19 protein-coding genes and 1 tRNA gene are annotated in these 16,105 nt (G+C 73.2%); 11 read left to right on the forward strand and 9 right to left on the reverse strand.

Annotated elements, in window-relative coordinates:
* Positions 1–29: 29 nt before the first annotated feature.
* A complete protein-coding gene (locus tag JMJ55_RS14050; protein ID WP_202826193.1) occupies positions 30–707 on the forward strand; it encodes a cytochrome b/b6 domain-containing protein in 678 nt (225 codons plus the stop codon).
* Between the two features lies 1 nt (position 708).
* Here JMJ55_RS14050 and JMJ55_RS14055 read toward each other — a convergent pair whose 3' ends face one another.
* Positions 709–1,140, reverse strand: a complete 432-nt coding sequence (locus JMJ55_RS14055) for a cytochrome c (protein WP_202826194.1) — start codon at positions 1,138–1,140, stop codon at positions 709–711.
* A gap of 122 nt (positions 1,141–1,262) precedes the next feature.
* On the opposite strand from JMJ55_RS14055, the gene JMJ55_RS14060 reads away from it, so the two are divergent.
* Positions 1,263–1,850: an LOG family protein gene (locus tag JMJ55_RS14060; protein ID WP_202826195.1), complete on the forward strand. Its 588-nt coding sequence runs from the start codon at positions 1,263–1,265 to the stop codon at positions 1,848–1,850.
* Between the two features lie 64 nt (positions 1,851–1,914).
* Positions 1,915–1,991 (forward strand) — tRNA-Pro (locus JMJ55_RS14065).
* Between the two features lie 47 nt (positions 1,992–2,038).
* Here the strand turns inward: JMJ55_RS14065 and JMJ55_RS14070 are convergent.
* Positions 2,039–2,230: a DUF2842 domain-containing protein gene (locus JMJ55_RS14070; RefSeq protein ID WP_202826196.1), complete on the reverse strand. Its 192-nt coding sequence runs from the start codon at positions 2,228–2,230 to the stop codon at positions 2,039–2,041.
* Between the two features lie 143 nt (positions 2,231–2,373).
* On the opposite strand from JMJ55_RS14070, the gene JMJ55_RS14075 reads away from it, so the two are divergent.
* Entirely contained in the window at positions 2,374–2,889 is a 516-nt protein-coding gene (locus JMJ55_RS14075) for an adenine phosphoribosyltransferase (protein ID WP_202826437.1), read from the forward strand.
* A 17-nt stretch (positions 2,890–2,906) separates the two neighbouring features.
* On the forward strand, positions 2,907–3,893 hold the full coding sequence (locus JMJ55_RS14080; protein ID WP_202826197.1) for a hypothetical protein: 987 nt from the start codon (positions 2,907–2,909) through the stop codon (positions 3,891–3,893).
* Here JMJ55_RS14080 and JMJ55_RS14085 read toward each other — a convergent pair.
* Together JMJ55_RS14085 and JMJ55_RS14090 are read right to left on the reverse strand one after the other, a co-directional pair.
* Positions 3,890–5,407, reverse strand: a complete 1,518-nt coding sequence (locus tag JMJ55_RS14085; protein WP_202826198.1) for a sigma-54-dependent transcriptional regulator — start codon at positions 5,405–5,407, stop codon at positions 3,890–3,892. The genes JMJ55_RS14080 and JMJ55_RS14085 overlap by 4 nt on opposite strands.
* Before the next feature lie 13 nt (positions 5,408–5,420).
* A complete protein-coding gene (locus JMJ55_RS14090) occupies positions 5,421–5,765 on the reverse strand; it encodes an Hpt domain-containing protein (protein ID WP_202826199.1) in 345 nt (114 codons plus the stop codon).
* 397 nt (positions 5,766–6,162) lie between these two features.
* On the opposite strand from JMJ55_RS14090, the gene JMJ55_RS14095 reads away from it, so the two are divergent.
* Complete coding sequence (locus tag JMJ55_RS14095) at positions 6,163–6,465, forward strand: hypothetical protein (RefSeq protein WP_202826200.1); 303 nt, start codon at positions 6,163–6,165, stop codon at positions 6,463–6,465.
* Here the strand turns inward: JMJ55_RS14095 and JMJ55_RS14100 are convergent.
* A complete protein-coding gene (locus JMJ55_RS14100; RefSeq protein ID WP_202826201.1) occupies positions 6,462–8,084 on the reverse strand; it encodes a GMC family oxidoreductase in 1,623 nt (540 codons plus the stop codon). The two genes, JMJ55_RS14095 and JMJ55_RS14100, sit on opposite strands and share 4 nt — an antisense overlap.
* The gene (locus JMJ55_RS14105) at positions 8,081–9,031 is read right to left on the reverse strand and encodes a LysR family transcriptional regulator (RefSeq protein WP_202826202.1); all 951 of its coding nucleotides are present in this window, start codon (positions 9,029–9,031) and stop codon (positions 8,081–8,083) included. The genes JMJ55_RS14100 and JMJ55_RS14105 overlap by 4 nt, the downstream gene beginning before the upstream one ends.
* A gap of 115 nt (positions 9,032–9,146) precedes the next feature.
* Between JMJ55_RS14105 and JMJ55_RS14110 the strand changes: the two genes are divergently transcribed.
* Positions 9,147–9,575, forward strand: a complete 429-nt coding sequence (locus JMJ55_RS14110) for a DoxX family protein (protein WP_202826203.1) — start codon at positions 9,147–9,149, stop codon at positions 9,573–9,575.
* 16 nt (positions 9,576–9,591) lie between these two features.
* On the opposite strand, the gene JMJ55_RS14115 is transcribed toward JMJ55_RS14110, so the two are convergent.
* A complete protein-coding gene (locus JMJ55_RS14115; RefSeq protein ID WP_202826204.1) occupies positions 9,592–10,122 on the reverse strand; it encodes a GNAT family N-acetyltransferase in 531 nt (176 codons plus the stop codon).
* A 102-nt stretch (positions 10,123–10,224) separates the two neighbouring features.
* Here JMJ55_RS14115 and JMJ55_RS14120 point away from each other — a divergent pair, with 102 nt between their 5' ends.
* Positions 10,225–11,373, forward strand: a complete 1,149-nt coding sequence (locus JMJ55_RS14120; RefSeq protein WP_202826205.1) for an MFS transporter — start codon at positions 10,225–10,227, stop codon at positions 11,371–11,373.
* Here JMJ55_RS14120 and JMJ55_RS14125 read toward each other — a convergent pair.
* Positions 11,354–12,427: a trypsin-like peptidase domain-containing protein gene (locus JMJ55_RS14125; protein ID WP_202826206.1), complete on the reverse strand. Its 1,074-nt coding sequence runs from the start codon at positions 12,425–12,427 to the stop codon at positions 11,354–11,356. The genes JMJ55_RS14120 and JMJ55_RS14125 overlap by 20 nt on opposite strands.
* Positions 12,428–12,449: 22 nt before the next feature.
* The gene (locus tag JMJ55_RS14130; protein ID WP_202826207.1) at positions 12,450–13,169 is read right to left on the reverse strand and encodes a hypothetical protein; all 720 of its coding nucleotides are present in this window, start codon (positions 13,167–13,169) and stop codon (positions 12,450–12,452) included.
* Here JMJ55_RS14130 and JMJ55_RS14135 point away from each other — a divergent pair.
* Genes JMJ55_RS14135 through JMJ55_RS14145 form a run of 3 tightly spaced genes read left to right on the forward strand, consistent with a single transcriptional unit; the run spans position 13,168 to position 16,096 of the window.
* Positions 13,168–15,504, forward strand: a complete 2,337-nt coding sequence (locus tag JMJ55_RS14135) for a heavy metal translocating P-type ATPase (RefSeq protein ID WP_202826208.1) — start codon at positions 13,168–13,170, stop codon at positions 15,502–15,504. The two genes, JMJ55_RS14130 and JMJ55_RS14135, sit on opposite strands and share 2 nt — an antisense overlap.
* Positions 15,501–15,899 carry a Cu(I)-responsive transcriptional regulator gene (gene cueR, locus JMJ55_RS14140; protein ID WP_202826209.1) on the forward strand — a complete coding sequence of 133 codons (399 nt, stop codon included), beginning with the start codon at positions 15,501–15,503 and terminating at the stop codon, positions 15,897–15,899. Before JMJ55_RS14135 ends, cueR begins: the two co-directional genes overlap by 4 nt.
* Positions 15,896–16,096, forward strand: a complete 201-nt coding sequence (locus tag JMJ55_RS14145) for a cation transporter (RefSeq protein ID WP_202826210.1) — start codon at positions 15,896–15,898, stop codon at positions 16,094–16,096. Before cueR ends, JMJ55_RS14145 begins: the two co-directional genes overlap by 4 nt.
* Positions 16,097–16,105: the final 9 nt, after the last annotated feature.

Below are 16,105 nucleotides of genomic sequence, written 5' to 3' on the forward strand. Positions count from 1 at the left end.
TCACGCCTTCGGGATCGGCGGGGGGCCGGATGCGCGACGGATCGGTGCGGGACATCAAGGTGTGGGATGGCTGGATCAGGCTGGTCCATTGGTCGATCGTCGTCCTGATGGGCGTGTCCTATCTCAGCGTCGAGCAGGGCTGGATGGAGGTGCATTACCTCTCCGGCTACGCGGTGCTGACGCTGGTGCTGTTTCGCCTCGCCTGGGGGCTGGTCGGGTCGGAGACGGCGCGCTTCGCCCGCTTCCTGAAATCGCCGCTCGCCGCCCTGCATCATCTGCGGGAGTTCCGGAAGCGGGAGCCGGATCGCGAGATCGGCCACAATGCCGCCGGCGGCTGGATGGTGCTGGTGCTGCTGGCGCTGCTGCTGGCGCAGCCGATCACCGGGCTCTTCTCGGCCGAAGAGCCGGATTTCGACTATGGCGCCAAGGGGCCGCTGGCGGGGCTCGTCTCCTCGGCCACCAGCGAATGGTTCACCGGGCAGCACCATCGCCTGTTCAACCTGATCCTGATCGCGGCCGCGCTGCATGTGCTGGCGGTGCTGGCCTATGCGCTGCTGAAGGGCCATGACCTGGTGCGGCCGATGGTGACCGGCCGGAAATCCCTGCCGGTCGATTCGCGGGCGCCGCGGCTCGGCTCCCCGCTGCTGGCCGCCGCGCTGCTGGGCGCGGCGGCACTGATCGTCTTCGGGATCAGCCGGCTGGGCTGACCTACCGCGCCCGATAATTGCGGTGGCAGGCGCCGCAGAGCGGCCCGGTGGCCTGGAAGGCGGTGGCGAAGGCCGCCGCATCGCCATCGGCCGCGGCCTTCTTCAGCACCTCAAGCTGCGAGACCATGCGGGCATCCGCCGTCTCGAATCCGGTGCGGTCGGACCAGATGCTCGGCAGGGCCTTGGTGTCGCCAGTGCTCGACCCCTCCGGGAAGCGCTGCGGCATGCTGCGGAACCAGGCGATCATGTCATCGACCCGCGGCTCCAGCGCCTTCACATCGCCCCGCGACTCGGCCACCGGCTTGATCGCATCCATATGCCCGCCCATGCGCTTCAGGCCGGCGCGCCGCTCGGCGATCACGTCGCCTTGGGCCAACGCCGTCCCCGCCAGCGCCGCGAACCCCAGCGCCGCCAGCCACATCCCCCGCTTCATGCAGAACCCCTGATTTATGCCGTCACCGTTGTGATCATGGCATGGGGGCCCCTTCCCATGGCAAGTCCCCGACTGTCGCCGGCCTCGCGCGTTGCAGCGGGAAGCCTACCGGAGCATCCCGCATGTCCCACGCCATCCGATCCGTCGCCGTCTTCTGCGGCAGCCGTCCCGGCACCGATCCGGTGCATGAGGCGGCGGCGCGGGCGCTCGGCACCGCCCTGGCCGAGGCCGGCCTCACCCTGGTCTATGGCGGCGGCGGCGTCGGGTTGATGGGGACCGTGGCGGAGGCGGCGATCGCCGCCGGCGGCCGAGTCCTTGGCGTGATCCCGGAATTCCTCACCCGGCTGGAACGCCCCAGCCCGGCCGTCGCCGAGCTGGAGGTCACCACCAGCATGCACAGCCGGAAGACCCGGATGTACGAGCTCTCGGATGCCTTCATCGCCCTCTCCGGCGGGCTCGGCACCATCGATGAGCTGGTGGAGACGATCACCTGGCGGCAGCTCGGCCTGCATGCGAAGCCGATCATCATCCTCGACATCGCCGGCTGGGCGCGGCCCTTCCTGGCACTGGTCGAACACCTGATCGCAGCCGGCTTCGTCGCCCCCGAGGGCCGCGGCTGGTTCCAGGTCGCACCCGATGTGCCGGCGGCGATGGCGCTGCTGCGCGACAGCGCCACGCCCGTGGAGGCCGCGCCGGCGACGAGGCTCTGAGCCCCCTTGCCCCCGCCCGGCGCAGCCGCTATACGGCCGCCTCCCGCGGCGATGGCCAAAGCGACGGAGCGTAGCTCAGCCTGGTAGAGCACCGTGTTCGGGACGCGGGGGCCGGAGGTTCGAATCCTCTCGCTCCGACCACTGAGGCCATTGCCCGAAACCCCGCCGGTTCGCGCCGGCGGGGTTTTCTAATTCTTCCCCGCTGCCCAGATCATCAGCCGGCTCGCCGGCCAGGCCCAGAGCGTGCCGGCCAGCAGGAAGAACACCGCCTGTATCGCCCAGTGCAGCGTCAGCACATGGTCGGCGAGCGTCACCACGCCGACGACATAGGCGGCGAAGCCGAACAGGCCGGCGAGAAGGGCAATCGGGACACGCGACATAGGGCTGAGATGCCCGAGCGAGGCGCCCGCGCCAAGCCCTTCCAACCGTTGCGCGCCGGACCGTGCCGGTGCTTATTGGCGCCGCCCCGGCTGCCGGCGGCATTCCCGATGAAGGACCGGCCATGCCCGAGACTGCGACCGAGATCGACCTGCGCGAGCATATCCGCGGCATCCCGGATTTCCCGAAGCCGGGCATCCTGTTCTATGACATCTCGACCCTGCTGCGGCACGGCCCGGCCTGGCGCACCGCCATGGCACAGCTCGCCGCCCGCATCCGCCCCTACAAGCCGGACATCCTGGCGGGCATCGAGAGCCGCGGCTTCCTCGTCGCCGCCCCGCTGGCGCTCGAGCTCGGCCTCGGCTTCGTCATGCTGCGCAAGCCGCGCAAGCTGCCGGGAGCGACGATCGGCCTCGACTACGCGCTGGAATACGGCACCGACCGGATCGAGATGCAGGCCGATGCGGTGCAGCCCGGCCAGCGGGTGGTGCTGCTGGACGACCTGCTGGCGACCGGCGGCACCATGGCGGCCGGCATCGGCCTGCTGCGCCAGGCCGGGGCCGAAGTTCCGGCGGCGGCGGCGCTGATCGAGCTGACCTTCCTCGGTGGCCGAGAGCGGGTCGGCATCCCCTGCGAGACCTTGCTGCGCTACGACGACTAGGGCGGAGGACGCAGCGCATGGGCCAGGCCGCGCGACCCACCCGGAGAGCCCTGCTCGGCCTGGCGGCCCTGGCCGCCGGCGCAGGCCCGGCCCTCGCCCTGCTGCCCGCCCGCGCCACCCTGCTCGTCCCGGGGCCGGAGGACGGGCCGCTGCTGCACTGGGCAGGTCGGCTGGCGGCGGCGCTGGCGCGCGGCACCGGCGGGGTGATGCTGGATTGCCTGGTGCTCGGCGGGCCGGACGGGGTGACGGCGGCCAACCGATTCGCCACCGCGGCGGCGCCTGATGGCCATACGCTGCTGGCCCTGCCCGGCGCCGCCGCCCAGGCGCGGCTGGCCGGTGACCCGAGAGCGCGTTTCGACGGCGCCGGCTGGGTGCCGCTCTGCGCCGCCCAGGCTCCGGCGGTCCTGGCCGGGCGGCAGCCCCTCCCCGGCCTCGGCATATCGCCGCTCCGCCTCGCCTTGGCGGCGCCGGATGCGGCAACGGGCGCGGCGCTGCTGGCGCTCGATCTGCTCGGCCATGCCGCCCAGCCAGTGATGGGCCTTCCGCCGGGCCGGGCCGAGGCGGCGCTGGCCGCGGGCGCGGTGGAGGCGGTGGTGCTGCAAGGCGCCGATATCCCGGCCCGGCTCGCCGCCCTCGGCGCCCGGCCCTGGTGCGTGCTGGATGAGGCCCGCGACCCCGCCCTGCCCGAGGTCCCGGCCTGGACCGAGCTCGCCCCCGGCGGCGATGCCGCACTGCGGGCGGCCTGCGCCGCGGCGGCGGCCAATGCCCGGCTGGTCTGCGCCCTGATGCTGCCGGCGCTGACCCCGGCCGACCTGGTCGCACTCTGGCGCGCCGCTGTGGGGCGGTGGCTGGAGGAGGAGCAGCGCGCCGGCCTGCCCCCCGGCCTCCGCATCCAGCCCGCCGCCGAACTGCCCCCGGTGCTGGCACCGCTCGCCCCGCCGCCCGAGGCGGTGCTCGCCTATCGCGAATGGCTGCTGCGGCGGCTGCGCTGGAAGCCGGATTAGGCGGTCACCCGCTGCTTCGCGCCGCGCCAGCTTTGCAGCTTGCGATAGATGGTCGAGGGATTGATCTCCAGCAGCGAGGCGGCGCGGGGCACGTCCTGGCCAGTCTGGTCGAGGGCGGCGAGGATCAGCCGCCGCTCCATCTCCGCCAGCGGCATGATCTCGATCCCCGCCGGCTCGGCGGACGGCGCCGGGGCCGGCTCGGGCGGCGGCTGCCAGGCGGCGGGTGCCGGCTCGGCGGCGGGCATCGCCGGCTCGGCCAGGGCGGTAGGGATTGCGGTAGGGATTGCGGCAGGGGCCGGTGCAGCGCGCGGCCCGGCGCGGAGCAGGGTCGCCGGCAGCATCGCCGCCTCCACCCGCTCGCCCTCATGCAGCACGACCACGTTGCGGACCACATTCTGCAGCTGGCGGACATTGCCCGGCCAGGGATAGGCGAGAATTGCCCCTTCCGCCTCGGGCGTGAAGCTGCGGAAGCGCTTGCGCTCCTCGCGGCTGAACTGGGTCAGGAAGGCGCGGGCAATCAGCAGCACGTCCTGGCCGCGGGCGCGCAGCGGCGGCAGCTCGATCGGCACGACATAGAGGCGATAGTACAGATCCTCGCGGAACCGCCCCGCCTCCACCTCGGCCAGTGGATCGCGGTTGGTGGCGCAGACGAAGCGCACATCCACCTTCTCGGGCCGGGAGCCGCCGACCGGCTGGAAGCTGCCGGTCTGCACGAAGCGCAGCAGCTTCACCTGCATCTCGAGCGGCATCTCGCCGATCTCATCGAGGAAGAGCGTGCCGCCATCCGCCTGCTTGGCGGCGCCGAGCCGTGTCTCGGTGGCGCCGGTGAAGGCGCCCTTCACATGGCCGAAGATCTCGCTCTCGAGCAGGTCGCGCGGGATGGCGCCGCAGTTCAGCGCGACGAAAGGCTTGCCGGCGCGAGGCGAGGCCTTGTGGACCGCCTCCGCCGCCAGCTCTTTCCCCGTGCCGCTCTCGCCGGTGATGAAGATATTGGCCCGGCTGGCGGCGACATTCTCGATGGTGCGGTAGACTGCCTGCATCGCCGGCGAGGCGCCGATGAAGCCCATGAAGCCCTGGCGTGAGGTCAGCGCCCGGGCAGCCTGCAGCTCGCTCTCCAGCGCCCGCTTCTCGATGACGAGGGCGCGCTTCTCCATGGCGTTCTGGAGGGTGAAGACCAGCTTCGCCTTGGGATAGGGCTTGGGCAGGAAGTCGGTGGCGCCGGCCCGCATCACCTCGACCGCCGTATTCATCGAAGCATTGGCGGTGATGACGATGACCGCGGTCTCGGACCCCTCGGCCCGCAGTGTCTTCAGCACCTCGAGCCCGGAGAAATCCGGCAATTCGAGGTCGAGCAGGATGGCGTCCGGATCCCAGGACCGGGCGACCTCCAGGGCTTCGGTCGCGGTCTCGACAGCGCGGATCTCATGCCCCAGATCGCGCAGATGCGCCTTGGCGACCTCGGCCTGGGTGGGCGTGTCCTCGACGAGGAGAACCCGCCCGGTGGCGCCGCTCATCGGCGCGGGGGCGTCATGCGCCGGGGGATCGGGCCGCGAGCGCCGCGAGTTCCCGGAGCGCCGCCACCGCGCAGTCGCGGATCACCGGCACGACCACGGCCGGCGGATGCGGCGAGCGCGGGTCCATGGCGACGCGCGCCGCCTTCTCCAGCGGGACGGCGCCTACTGCCGCGGCCGCCCCGGCCAAGCTGTGCGCCGCGCGCTGGTAGCCATCCCAATTGCCCGCAACCGCCGCCGCTTCGAGCTGCACGGCCAGCCGTCCGAGGTCGTCCTCGAAGGTTTCGATGATGCGCCGGAAATCGGCCGGAGGCAGATCCTGGGCCAACTGCTCGGCAATGCTGGGGTCTATCGCGCTCACGGAATGGTTCGTCGCATTTTTGGACTTTTGTGTCAATCGCGGTTTGCAATGACCACAAGAACCCGAGTTTGACGCCAGAAATGCGGCTCATCGTTCCAAAAATCGCGCAATGGTTGTGGTATTGGCGGGCCGGCATTGATTGGGGGCTGTGCCCGCGACAGGCGGACTCCTGCCCAATGCTGGCCGGACCGATGGATCCACACGGCAGGGCTGCGGCATTCAGGGCACCCTCATGCTCGGCGCGAAGGCTTCGGCTCCGCATCCTAGACTTCGACAGGTCGTTCCAGGCAGCGCAAAACGCGAAATGCATCGCATTCTGCGGCGAGACCGCCCGAAAGCTGCCCTTCGGCCTGGCACGGCGCATGCGTCACCCCGGTCGAAGGCCAGGAGGTATTCGATGCGCTGGGCGCTCCCGCTGATCGCTGCCGTCTTCGCGGCCGTCCTGGCCGGCAGTTCGGTCCAGGGCGGCGTGCTGCTGCACAGCGCCGCCCTGCATCCCGCCGCCGCCCTGCCCTTCCCCGGCTGCGCCTTGCCGCGCTCGGTGATCGAGGCGATAGGCCAGGCGGTCACCCCGGCGCATGCCACGCCGCAGGCGCTTTGGCCCGGCCTGCTGCTCGGCACGCCGGACAGTCCCATCGTCACCGCCTGGCGCGGCTTCGTGGACTACACCAAGGGCCGCCTGCCCGGCTGCGCCGGTTAGGTCTCGCCGCGGATCAGTTCCGCCCCCCGCTCCGCCACGCTCAGCACCGTCGCATTGATGTTGCAGACCGGGATGTCCGGGAAGACCGAGGCATCCACCACCCGCAACCCCGCGACGCCACGCAGCCGAAGCGCCGCATCGAGCGGCGCCGTCGGGTCGCCGCCCATCCGCACCGTGCCGCAGGGGTGATAGACAGTGCCGCCGGTGGCGCGGGCGAAATCCAGCAGGTCGGCATCGCTCTCGGCCGCCGGGCCCGGCCGGGACTCACCCAGCACGATGCCGGCCAGCGGCGGCGTCGCCAGCCAGCGCCGCGCCAGCCGCATCCCGCGCAACACGCAGGCGCGGTCGCCCTCCGTCGCCAGGTAGCGCGGCGCGATGCGCGGCGCCACCGCCGGATCGGGCGAGGCGAGCGTCACCGTGCCGCGGCTTTCCGGCCGGCATTGCCAGACGCCGATGGTCATGCCCGGCTCCGCCTCCGGCACGCCAATGGCAAGGCCCGGCCAGCGTCCCTCGCCTGGGGCCTCGGCCCAGGAAACGGGGCCGCCATTGATCTGGACGTCCGGCGCCTCCAGCCCCGGCGCGGTGCGGGCGAAGATCGAGAACATGCCCGGCGACCAGGTCAGCACCCCGGTGCCGGCCACCGCCCAGCGGATCGCCTCCAGTGGCAGCCGCCAGCCGGCGATGCGCCGGTTGGCCGACCAGCGATGCGCCGCCAGCCGGTAGCCGAGCCGGACGATGTAATGGTCCTGGAGGTTGGCCCCGATCCCCGGCATGTCCCGCAGCACTGGGATGCCGAGGCCCTGCAGCGCCTCCCCCGGCCCGAGGCCCGAGAGCATGAGCAGCTGCGGCGAGCCGATGGCGCCGGCCGCCAGGATCACCTCCCGCCGTGCCCGCACCACGCTCTCGACCCCGCCGCGGCGGATAGCGATGCCGGTGGCGCGGCCCTCCTCGATCACCACGCGCAGCGCCAGCGCCTGGTCGATGACGGCGAGATTCGGCCGGCCGAGCGCCGGATGCAGATAGGCCCGCGCCGCCGAGATGCGCCGCCGCCCGCGCCGGGTCTGCTGGAACTCGGAGAATCCCTCCCGCACCGGCCCGTTCATGTCGCGCTGCACCGGCAGTCCAACCGCCCGCGCCGCCTCGGCGAGGTGGTCCATCAGGGGCGGCCGGTCGGCAAGCGGCTCCACCGGCTGCGGCCCCGCCATGCCGCGTCCCTCGCCGCCCCCGGCATAGGCCTCGTGCCGCTGGAAATAGGGCAGCAGGCTGTCCCAGTCCCAGCCGGTGCAGCCCTTCTGCGCCCAGAGGTCATAGTCGGAGGGGTGCCCGCGCACATGGCCGAGCCCGTTGATCGAAGACGACCCGCCCCAGACCCGGCCGCGCGGATAATCCAGCGCCCGGTCGGCGGTGCCCGGATCGGGCTCCGTCCGATAGCCCCAGGTCAGCCGCTTATGGCCGAGGATGCGGGCATAACCGGCGGGGATGTGGATATAGGGGTGGCGGTCGCGGCCCCCGGCCTCGATCAGCGCGACGCGGGCTTGGCCATCCTCGGACAGCCGCGCCGCCAGCACGCAGCCGGCGCTGCCGCCGCCGACGACGACATAGTCGAATTCCTCGCTCATTCGGTCAGCTCCGGCCCGTCCTGCAGCCCGGCCGGCGGCTCCACCCCGCGCGCCACCGTCAGCAGCAAGCGGCGCATCCAGGCATGGCCGGGATCGGCCTCGAAGCGACGATGGAACAGCAGCGAGAGCCGCGTGTGGCGCGGCGCGACGGGCGGGTCGCGCAGGGCCAGCCCATGCGCTTCCGCCAGCCGCACGGCGAGGCGGGAGGACAGGCTCATGATCATATCCGTGCGCAGCAGGATCTCCGGCACCGCCGAGAGATGCGCAACCACGGCGCCCAGCCGCCGGCTCTGGCCGATCTCGGCCAGCATCTCGTCGATCGCCCCGCTGCGGGAGCCATTGGGCGAGTGCAGCAGATGCGGCACGGAGACGAAGCGCTCCACGGTCAGCTCGCCTTCCGCCAGCGGATGGCCGGGGCGCATGACGGTGCAGAATCCCTCCGGCAGCAGCCGCAGCCTTGTGTATAGCGCCGGCGGTTCCGGCAGCACGCCGAGCGCCAGCTCCGCGCCGTCGCTCTCCAGCAGCGCCTCCCAATTCGTGCGGTCGGCATGGCGGATGGCGAGCAGCGCGCGCGGCGCCTCCTGCGCCATGCGGGCGAGCAGCGGCGGGGCCAGCACCGCTTCCGCATATTCGCTGAAGGCGAGGGTGAAGACCCGCTCGGTCGTCGCCGGGTCGAAGGGTGCCTGGGCGGAGATGGCGGCGCCGATGCGGTCCAGCGCATCGGCGACCGGTCCGGCGAGGCTGAGGGCGAGCGCGGTCGGCTCGACCCCGCCGGGCCGGCGGAGAAACAGCTCATCGCCCAGCGCCTGGCGCAGCCGGGCGAGCGCATTGGAGACGGCGGGCTGGGAGAGGTTCAGCCGCTCCGCCGCCCGGGTCACGTGCCGCTCCCGCGCCACCGCGTCGAAGACCCGGAGCAGGTTCAGGTCGAGGCTGCCGAGTCCGGCCATGCGCCTTCCTATCATTCACCGGGGTGATGATGGACGTTCCGGTCCTGCGTTGGAAGCCATGCCCGGCGTGCGGCATCTTCGGCGCATCGCAGAACCCCGGAAACGGAGACCCCCGATGCCCGAGACCCAGACCACCGCCCCCTATGCTGCCGCCCTGCTGCGGATCGCCCAAGGGATCATGTTCCTGGCGCATGGCGCCATCCTCAAGCTCGGCACCTTCGGCTTGGCGGGAACGATGGGCTATTTCGGCAGCATCGGCTATCCGCCCGTGCTCGGCGCCATCGTCACCTTCGCCGAGATCCTGGGCGGCCTGGCACTGATCGCCGGCTTCGCCACCCGCTGGGTGAGCCTTGCCCTGGTGCCGCTCATGCTCGGCGCGATGATGCAGCATGTGGGCAATGGCTGGCTGTTCAACGTCCCGGGCGGCGGCTGGGAATATCCGGCCTTCTGGACCGTGACGCTGCTGGTCCAGACCGGGCTCGGCGCCGGTGCCTGGGCGCTGGATGGCGCCCGGCTCTCCGCCCGACGCGTGGCGGCGGCCTGACTTCTTACTCCCATGGCTACTCCGGCGCGGTCGTCGGGCCCTCGCCCAGCGGCCGCGTCATGAAGACGCTGTCCACCCAGCGCCCATGCTTCCACCCCACCGCCGGCAGCAGCCCGGCATGGGTGAAGCCGCAGGCGCTGTGCAGGCCGATCGAGCCGGCATTCCCGGAATCGCCGATCACCGCGATCATCAGCCGGTAGCCGAGCGCGGCACACCGATCGACCAGGGCCGGCAGCAGCAGCCGGCCGACGCCGCGCCGCCCCGCCTCCGGCGCCACATAGATCGAGTTCTCGACCGAGAAGCGATAGGCCGGGCGGGCGCGATAGGCACTGGCATAGGCATAGCCGAGCACCTGCCCCTCGGCATCGGTGGCGACCAGATAGGGGTAGCCGGCGGCCAGCACCGCCTCCCGCCGCCGCGCCATCTCCGCCTCGCCCGGCGGGTCGAGCTCGAAGCTGGCCCGGCCGTTCAGGACCCAGTGGCCATAGATGCGGGCGATGGCCGGGATGTCGGCATCGGTACTGTCGCGCAGGAGGAGATTGGGCATGGCACAAATTCTGCCCCTGCGCGCTGCCGCTGTCCACTGGATCGCCCCTTCTCCGGCGCAGCTTCCTGCCGCAGGTTGCACCGGCGCCACGGAGCCCGCCGCTTGCCCCATCCCCGCCATGCCGCCCCTCTCGTCGGCCTCGCCGTCGGCGCCGTCGGGCTGGCGACGACCATCCCGCTGCCGCTCTATGGCGAACTCGCGGCCCGTGGCGGCTATGGGGCCGGGGCGCTGGCCTTGGCCTTCGCCTGCTATGCGGCGACGGTGATCCTGACCGCGCCCCTGCTCGGCCCGCTGCCGGACCGCATCGGGCGGCGGCCCTGCGTCTTGCTCGGCGTGGCGCTGGCGGCGCTCTCGAGCCTCATCCTCAGCCTGGTGCCGAGCATCCCGGCGCTGGCCCTGGCGCGCGTGGCGCAGGGGCTCGGCATGGGCTGCGTCGCCGGCGCGGCCGCGGCCTGGGGCGCGGAACTCGCCGGCGGCGGGCCGGAGGGCGGGCGCCGCGCCGCCGGCACCATCGCGCTCGCCACCATCGGCAGCTTCGGCGCGGGCGGCATCCTGACGCTCGCCGCCATCCTGATCTGGCCGGGGCTGCGACCGCCGCCGACCTTCGCCCTGCATCTGGTCCTCTGCGCCCTGCTGCTGCCGCTGGTGGCGCGGCTGCCGGAGACCCTGGCGGCGCCACAGCGCGGCTGGCTCCGTCGCCCTGCCTTCCCGCGCGGCACCTGGGCGACCACCTGCGCCATCCTGCCCGGCTGGGGCGTGACGGGGACGGTGCTGACCGCGGTGCAATCGGCCCTCGCCGCGGGTGGCGGGCGCCTGGCCGGGCCCTTCGCTGCCTGCGGGATGATGCTGGTCGGGGTGATGGCGCAGCGGGCCGTCCGGGACGTCGCGCCGCGGCGGGCGGTGCGGCTCGGGCTCGGGATCCTGCTGGCAGGCGCCGGGCTGACCTTCCTCGGCACCACGGGCTGGGGCATGGGGCCGCTGCTGCTGGGCGGCGCCGTGGTCGGCATCGGCAGCTATGGCTTCGTCTATCCGGGCGGGCTGGCGGCGGTGGCCGAGGCCGCCTCGGGCGAGGGGCGGGCGCGGGCCGTCGCCGGCTATTTCGTCGTGGCCCATCTCGGTTTCGGCGCGGTGCCGCTGCTGGTCGGCCTCGCCATCGATGCCTGGGGCGCCGGGCCGGCACTCGCGGGCAGCTGGGTCGTGCTGCTGGCGGCCTGCGCCGCCTTGTGGGTCGCTACCGCTCGCAACGGATGAAGAGCGTGCTGCGATTGGCGATCTCGCCGATATCGGCGGCGCCGCGCTCCGGCCCGCTGCTGTCGGCGACCTGCGGGTTCAGCCCGGCGCGGCGGAGGAAGGTCAGCGCCGCTTCCCCCTTCACCGCGAAATTGATGTTCTGGGCGATGTCGCCGGTGGCGCGGGCGATCCGCTGGGCATTCAGCTTCGAGACCACGACGCCAACGATATTGCCATGCATGTCGATCAGCGGGCCGCCGGAATTGCCCGGCTGCACCTCGGCGCTGATCTGATACTGGCCAGGATTGTTGGCGAGGCCGGCGAGCCCGTTCACCTCGCCCCGCGTCAGCTTGGCATCCGAGGAGAGCAGCCCGGCCAGCGGGAAGCCATAGGCGATGACCCCATCGCCCCGCCGGACCGCCGGCCCGCCGCGGAAGGGCAGCGCCGGGCCGGGCAGGCCGGGGACGGCGAGCAGGGCGAGGTCGAGTTCCGCATCCACCCGCGCCGGCGGCACGGCGCCGAGCCAGCGGCCATCCGGCGTCCGCATGACGATCCGGTTGCAGCCATTCACCACATGCTGGTTGGTCAGTACCCGGTCGGGCGCGACGAGGAAGCCGCTGCCAGTCGAGACGTTGCGGGCCTCCCGGTTCGGCTGCTGCTGCGGGACATTCGGGGGCGGCGGCACCACCGCGGCGCTGGCCGGCGCCGGCTTGCCGGAGGGCAGCGGGCGGCTGGCGGCTTCCAGCGCGAGTTCGCGGTTGGCGCAGATATCCTGATTCTGCAGCATCGCCTCCCGCCCATCCTCCAGCACCAGGCGGAGGTCGAAGCGGCAGCCGGCAGCTTCGGCCGGGTTCACCCGGAAGCCGCCGCCCGGCGCCAGCGGCCGGTCGGGCGAGAGCAGGTTGCGGCCCCAATCACTGGCGGTGCCGCGCGGGGTGCGGACGGCGTTCAGCTCCTTCGCCGGGACGCCGGTGCGGTTCACCACATGGAAGGGCTGGCCCTGGGCAAAGGCAATGCCCGGGGTGAGCAGGAGGAGGAGGAGCGCGAGGCGGAACGGGTGCGGCATGACCGGCATGTCGGGCGCAGCCGGCCCGCTGTCAATCGAGCGGGGCGTGACGCCGCAGCGCCTCGGCCAGCGCGGCGAGCAGCGCCGCGGCCGGCGCCGCGCCGCGGGCGCCCATGGGCTGCGGCACCGCCGTCCAGCGGCCGAGGAAGGCAGCATTTAACTCGGCCCGCAGCACCCGCGCGACCGAGAGGCCGATGACCAGCACCGCCGCCGGGTCGAGCGCCGGCAGCAGCGCGGCATGGTAGCGGTGCCAGCTCTCCCGCAGCGCGGCACCATAGGCGGCAGGCCCGAGGCGTTGCCCGCCCGGCCCGGCCACCGCGACCAGGGAGGCATCGGTGAGCCAGATGCCCCGCTGCCGCAGCCGCTCCAGCAGCGCCCGCTTGGCGGCCAGCCGCGCCGCAGCATCCGGGAAGCCGGCGCGGGTCGGGGCCGGGCTGCCCTCGGCTGCAGCCAGCAGCCGCCAGTATTGCGGCGTGCCGGCATTGGGCCGGAGGCCGGGCGCGAGCGAGGGCTCGCCATAGGCCGGGCAGTAGAGATGGCGAACGAAGCCCGCCGGCATCGGCCAGCCGGGGGCGGGTTGCAGCGGCATCGCCAGCTCCGCAGCCGAGCCCGCCATATGGCTCTCGGCGAGGAGCAGCAGCCGCAGCTTGTCCGGCCGCCAAGCCTGGCGCCAGGCCTCGACGGCGGGGGCAACTTCCGGCGGTTCCAGCCCTTGACCCTCCCATTGTGGGAAGCCCCATATCCCTGCCATGCCCGAAGCACCCCTCCCCGCCAGCCTCAGCCTGCCCATAGCCGGCATGACCTGCGCCACCTGCGCCAAGCGCGTGGAACGCGCCCTCGGCCGCGTGCCGGGCGTGCTCGGCACGCGGGTGAACCTGGCGAGCGAGCGGGCTGCGGTCGAGGGCGGGGCGCCGCTGCCAGCGCTGATCGAAGCCGTGACCAAGGCCGGCTATGCCGTGCCGGAGACGCGCTTCGATCTCGGCATCGGCGGGATGACCTGCGCCACCTGCGCCGGGCGGGTGGAACGTGCCCTGTCCCGCGTGCCGGGGGTGCTGGAGGCGCGGGTGAACCTCGCCTCCGAACGCGCCATGGTCCGCGCCGTCGCCGGCACCGAGGAGGCGGCGCTGGCCGCGGCCATCCAGCGAGCCGGCTACAGCCTGCGCGAGAGCACGCCGGAGGTTCGCGCCGCTGAGGGCGGGCGGGAGCGGCGGGACCTGCTGCTGGCGGCACTGCTCTCGGCGCCCTTCTTCCTCGGCATGATCGGGATGGCCTTCGGCCGGAACTGGATGCCGGGCGGCTGGGTGCAGCTGGCACTGGCCGCGCCGGTGCAGTTCTGGCTCGGCGCGCGGTTCTACCGGGCCGGCTGGGCGGCGCTCCGGGCCGGGACAGGCAACATGGACCTGCTGGTCGCGCTCGGCACCAGCGCTGCCTTCGGCCTCTCGCTCTGGGGTCTGCTGCGGGGTTGGCATCACCTCTATTTCGAGGCGAGCGCGGTCGTCATCCTCTTCATCCTGCTTGGCAAATACCTGGAAGCCCGGGCCCGCCGCGCGACCGGCGCCGCGATCGAGGCGCTGCTGGCGCTCCGCCCCCAATCGGCCCGGCGCCTGGATGCCGAGGGCCGGGAGGAGGAGGTGCCGGCCGCCGCGCTGGCGGTCGGCGACCGCGTCGTCGTCCGTCCTGGCGAGCGCATCCCGGCCGATGGCCTGATCCGCGAGGGCGAGGCCGGGATCGACGAAAGCGCCCTGACGGGCGAGAGCCGCGCGGTGGAACGGGGCCTCGGCGACCGGGTCTCGACCGGCACCATCGCCCTCGACGGCCGGCTGGTGATCGAGGTTCGGGCGGTCGGTGCCGAGACGGTGCTGGCCCGCACAGCCGCCCTGGTCGCCGCCGCCCAGGCCAGCCGGGCGCCGGTGCAGCGGCTGGTGGACCGGGTCAGCGCCGTCTTCGTCCCTGTGGTGGTCGGGCTCGCGGCCCTGACGCTGCTCGGCTGGCTGCTGGCCGGCGCGGGGGCGGAAGCGGCGGTGCTGCGCGCCGTCGCGGTGCTCGTCATCGCCTGCCCCTGCGCGCTCGGCCTCGCCACCCCGGCCGCCATCATGGCCGGCACCGGCGCCGCGGCCCGGGCCGGCATCCTGATCCGCGATGCCGAGGCGATCGAGCGGGCCGGCGCCATCACCCTCGTCGCCTTCGACAAGACCGGCACCCTGACCGAGGGCCGCCCGCGCCTCGCCGCCCTGCACACCGCGCCGGGCGTGACCGAGGCGGAGGCGCTGCGCCTCTTCGCCGCCCTCCAGGCCGGCAGCGAGCATCCGCTGGCCCGCGCCGTGCTGGACCGCGCCGGCGCCCCGCCGCCCCCGGTTGCCGATTTCCGCGCCCTGCCCGGCCGCGGCGTCTCCGGCACGGTGGAAGGCCGCGCCCTGCTGCTCGGCAGCCCCCGCCTGCTGGCCGAGAGCGGCGCCGATCCGGCCGGCCTCGCCGCGCCGGAGACCCAGACCCCGGCCTGGCTGATCGAGGCTGGCCCGCAGCCGCGCGTCCTCGCCCTGCTCGCCTTCGAGGATGCGGAGCGGCCCGGCGCCGCCCCGGCCATCGCCGCGCTCGGCCATATGGGCCTGCAGGCCGCGATGCTGAGCGGCGACAGCCCGGCCGTCGCCGCCGCGATCGCCGCCCAGCTCGGCATCACGGAGGTCGCGGCGGGGCTGCTGCCGGCCGACAAGGCGGAACGGGTCGCCGCCTGGCGCGCAGCCGGGGCACGGGTCGCCATGGTGGGCGATGGGGTGAACGACGCCCCAGCGCTGGCCGCCGCCGATCTCGGCATCGCCATGGGCACGGGCACCGATATCGCCATCCAGGCGGCGGGCATCACCCTGCTGCGCGGCGACCCGGCCCTGGTTCCGGCGGCGTTGGCGGTGACGCGGCGGACGCTCCGGACCATCCGGCAAAATCTCGGCTGGGCCTTTGGCTACAACCTGATCGGCCTGCCGCTCGCGGCCTTCGGCCTGCTCTCGCCCATGCTGGCAGGGGCGGCGATGGCCTTCTCCTCCGTCTCGGTGCTGGCCAATGCCCTGCGGCTGGCAAGGTGGAAGCCATGAGCTGCAACATCGGCGAGGCCGCGAAGGCCTCCGGCGTTTCGGAGAAGATGATCCGGCACTACGAGTCGATCGGCCTGCTCCGCCCGGCCCGCGAGGCCAATGGCTACCGCCGCTATGGCGAGGGCGACATCGCCGTGCTGCGCTTCATCCGCCATGCCCGCGACCTCGCCTTCCCGCTCGAGGAGGTGCGACGCCTGCTCACCCTCTGGCAGGACCGGGGGCGGGCGAGCGCCGAGGTGCGGGCCATCGCCCTCTCCCATGTCGCCGCGCTGGAGGAGAAGGCCGACAGCCTCCGCCGCATGGCCGAAAGCCTCCGTCACCTGGCCGCCCATTGCCATGGCGATGCGCGGCCCGATTGTCCCATCCTGGATGGGCTGGAAGGAAAGACCCCATGATCACCCTGCAGGTCGAAGGCATGAGCTGCGGCCATTGCGTCCGCGCCGTGACCGAGGCGATCCACACGCTGGACCCGAAGGCGGGGGTCCAGGTGGACCTGAAGTCCGGCACCGTCCGGGCCGAGACCGGGGCGGCGCCTGAGGCCATCGCCGCCGCGGTGGAGGAGGAAGGCTACAAGGTCGTCTCGGGTGTCTGACCTGGGCGT

The sequence above is a fragment of the Belnapia mucosa genome (assembly GCF_016775475.1).
GTDB classification, from domain to species: Bacteria; Pseudomonadota; Alphaproteobacteria; order Acetobacterales; family Acetobacteraceae; genus Belnapia; species Belnapia mucosa.

Bases quoted from the DNA above. Each gene is read 5' to 3' on its own strand.
- JMJ55_RS14050 (WP_202826193.1), top strand. From the start codon at position 30: ATGCGCGACGGATCGGTGCGGGACATCAAGGTGTGGGATGGCTGGATC.
- JMJ55_RS14115 (WP_202826204.1), bottom strand. From the start codon at position 10,122: ATGCCCAATCTCCTCCTGCGCGACAGTACCGATGCCGACATCCCGGCC.
- JMJ55_RS14060 (WP_202826195.1), top strand. From the start codon at position 1,263: ATGTCCCACGCCATCCGATCCGTCGCCGTCTTCTGCGGCAGCCGTCCC.
- JMJ55_RS14110 (WP_202826203.1), top strand. From the start codon at position 9,147: ATGCCCGAGACCCAGACCACCGCCCCCTATGCTGCCGCCCTGCTGCGG.
- JMJ55_RS14095 (WP_202826200.1), top strand. From the start codon at position 6,163: ATGCGCTGGGCGCTCCCGCTGATCGCTGCCGTCTTCGCGGCCGTCCTG.
- JMJ55_RS14070 (WP_202826196.1), bottom strand. From the start codon at position 2,230: ATGTCGCGTGTCCCGATTGCCCTTCTCGCCGGCCTGTTCGGCTTCGCC.
- JMJ55_RS14100 (WP_202826201.1), bottom strand. From the start codon at position 8,084: ATGAGCGAGGAATTCGACTATGTCGTCGTCGGCGGCGGCAGCGCCGGC.
- JMJ55_RS14080 (WP_202826197.1), top strand. From the start codon at position 2,907: ATGGGCCAGGCCGCGCGACCCACCCGGAGAGCCCTGCTCGGCCTGGCG.
- JMJ55_RS14130 (WP_202826207.1), bottom strand. From the start codon at position 13,169: ATGGCAGGGATATGGGGCTTCCCACAATGGGAGGGTCAAGGGCTGGAA.
- JMJ55_RS14135 (WP_202826208.1), top strand. From the start codon at position 13,168: ATGCCCGAAGCACCCCTCCCCGCCAGCCTCAGCCTGCCCATAGCCGGC.
- JMJ55_RS14125 (WP_202826206.1), bottom strand. From the start codon at position 12,427: ATGCCGGTCATGCCGCACCCGTTCCGCCTCGCGCTCCTCCTCCTCCTG.
- JMJ55_RS14105 (WP_202826202.1), bottom strand. From the start codon at position 9,031: ATGGCCGGACTCGGCAGCCTCGACCTGAACCTGCTCCGGGTCTTCGAC.
- JMJ55_RS14085 (WP_202826198.1), bottom strand. From the start codon at position 5,407: ATGAGCGGCGCCACCGGGCGGGTTCTCCTCGTCGAGGACACGCCCACC.
- JMJ55_RS14145 (WP_202826210.1), top strand. From the start codon at position 15,896: ATGATCACCCTGCAGGTCGAAGGCATGAGCTGCGGCCATTGCGTCCGC.
- cueR (WP_202826209.1), top strand. From the start codon at position 15,501: ATGAGCTGCAACATCGGCGAGGCCGCGAAGGCCTCCGGCGTTTCGGAG.
- JMJ55_RS14055 (WP_202826194.1), bottom strand. From the start codon at position 1,140: ATGAAGCGGGGGATGTGGCTGGCGGCGCTGGGGTTCGCGGCGCTGGCG.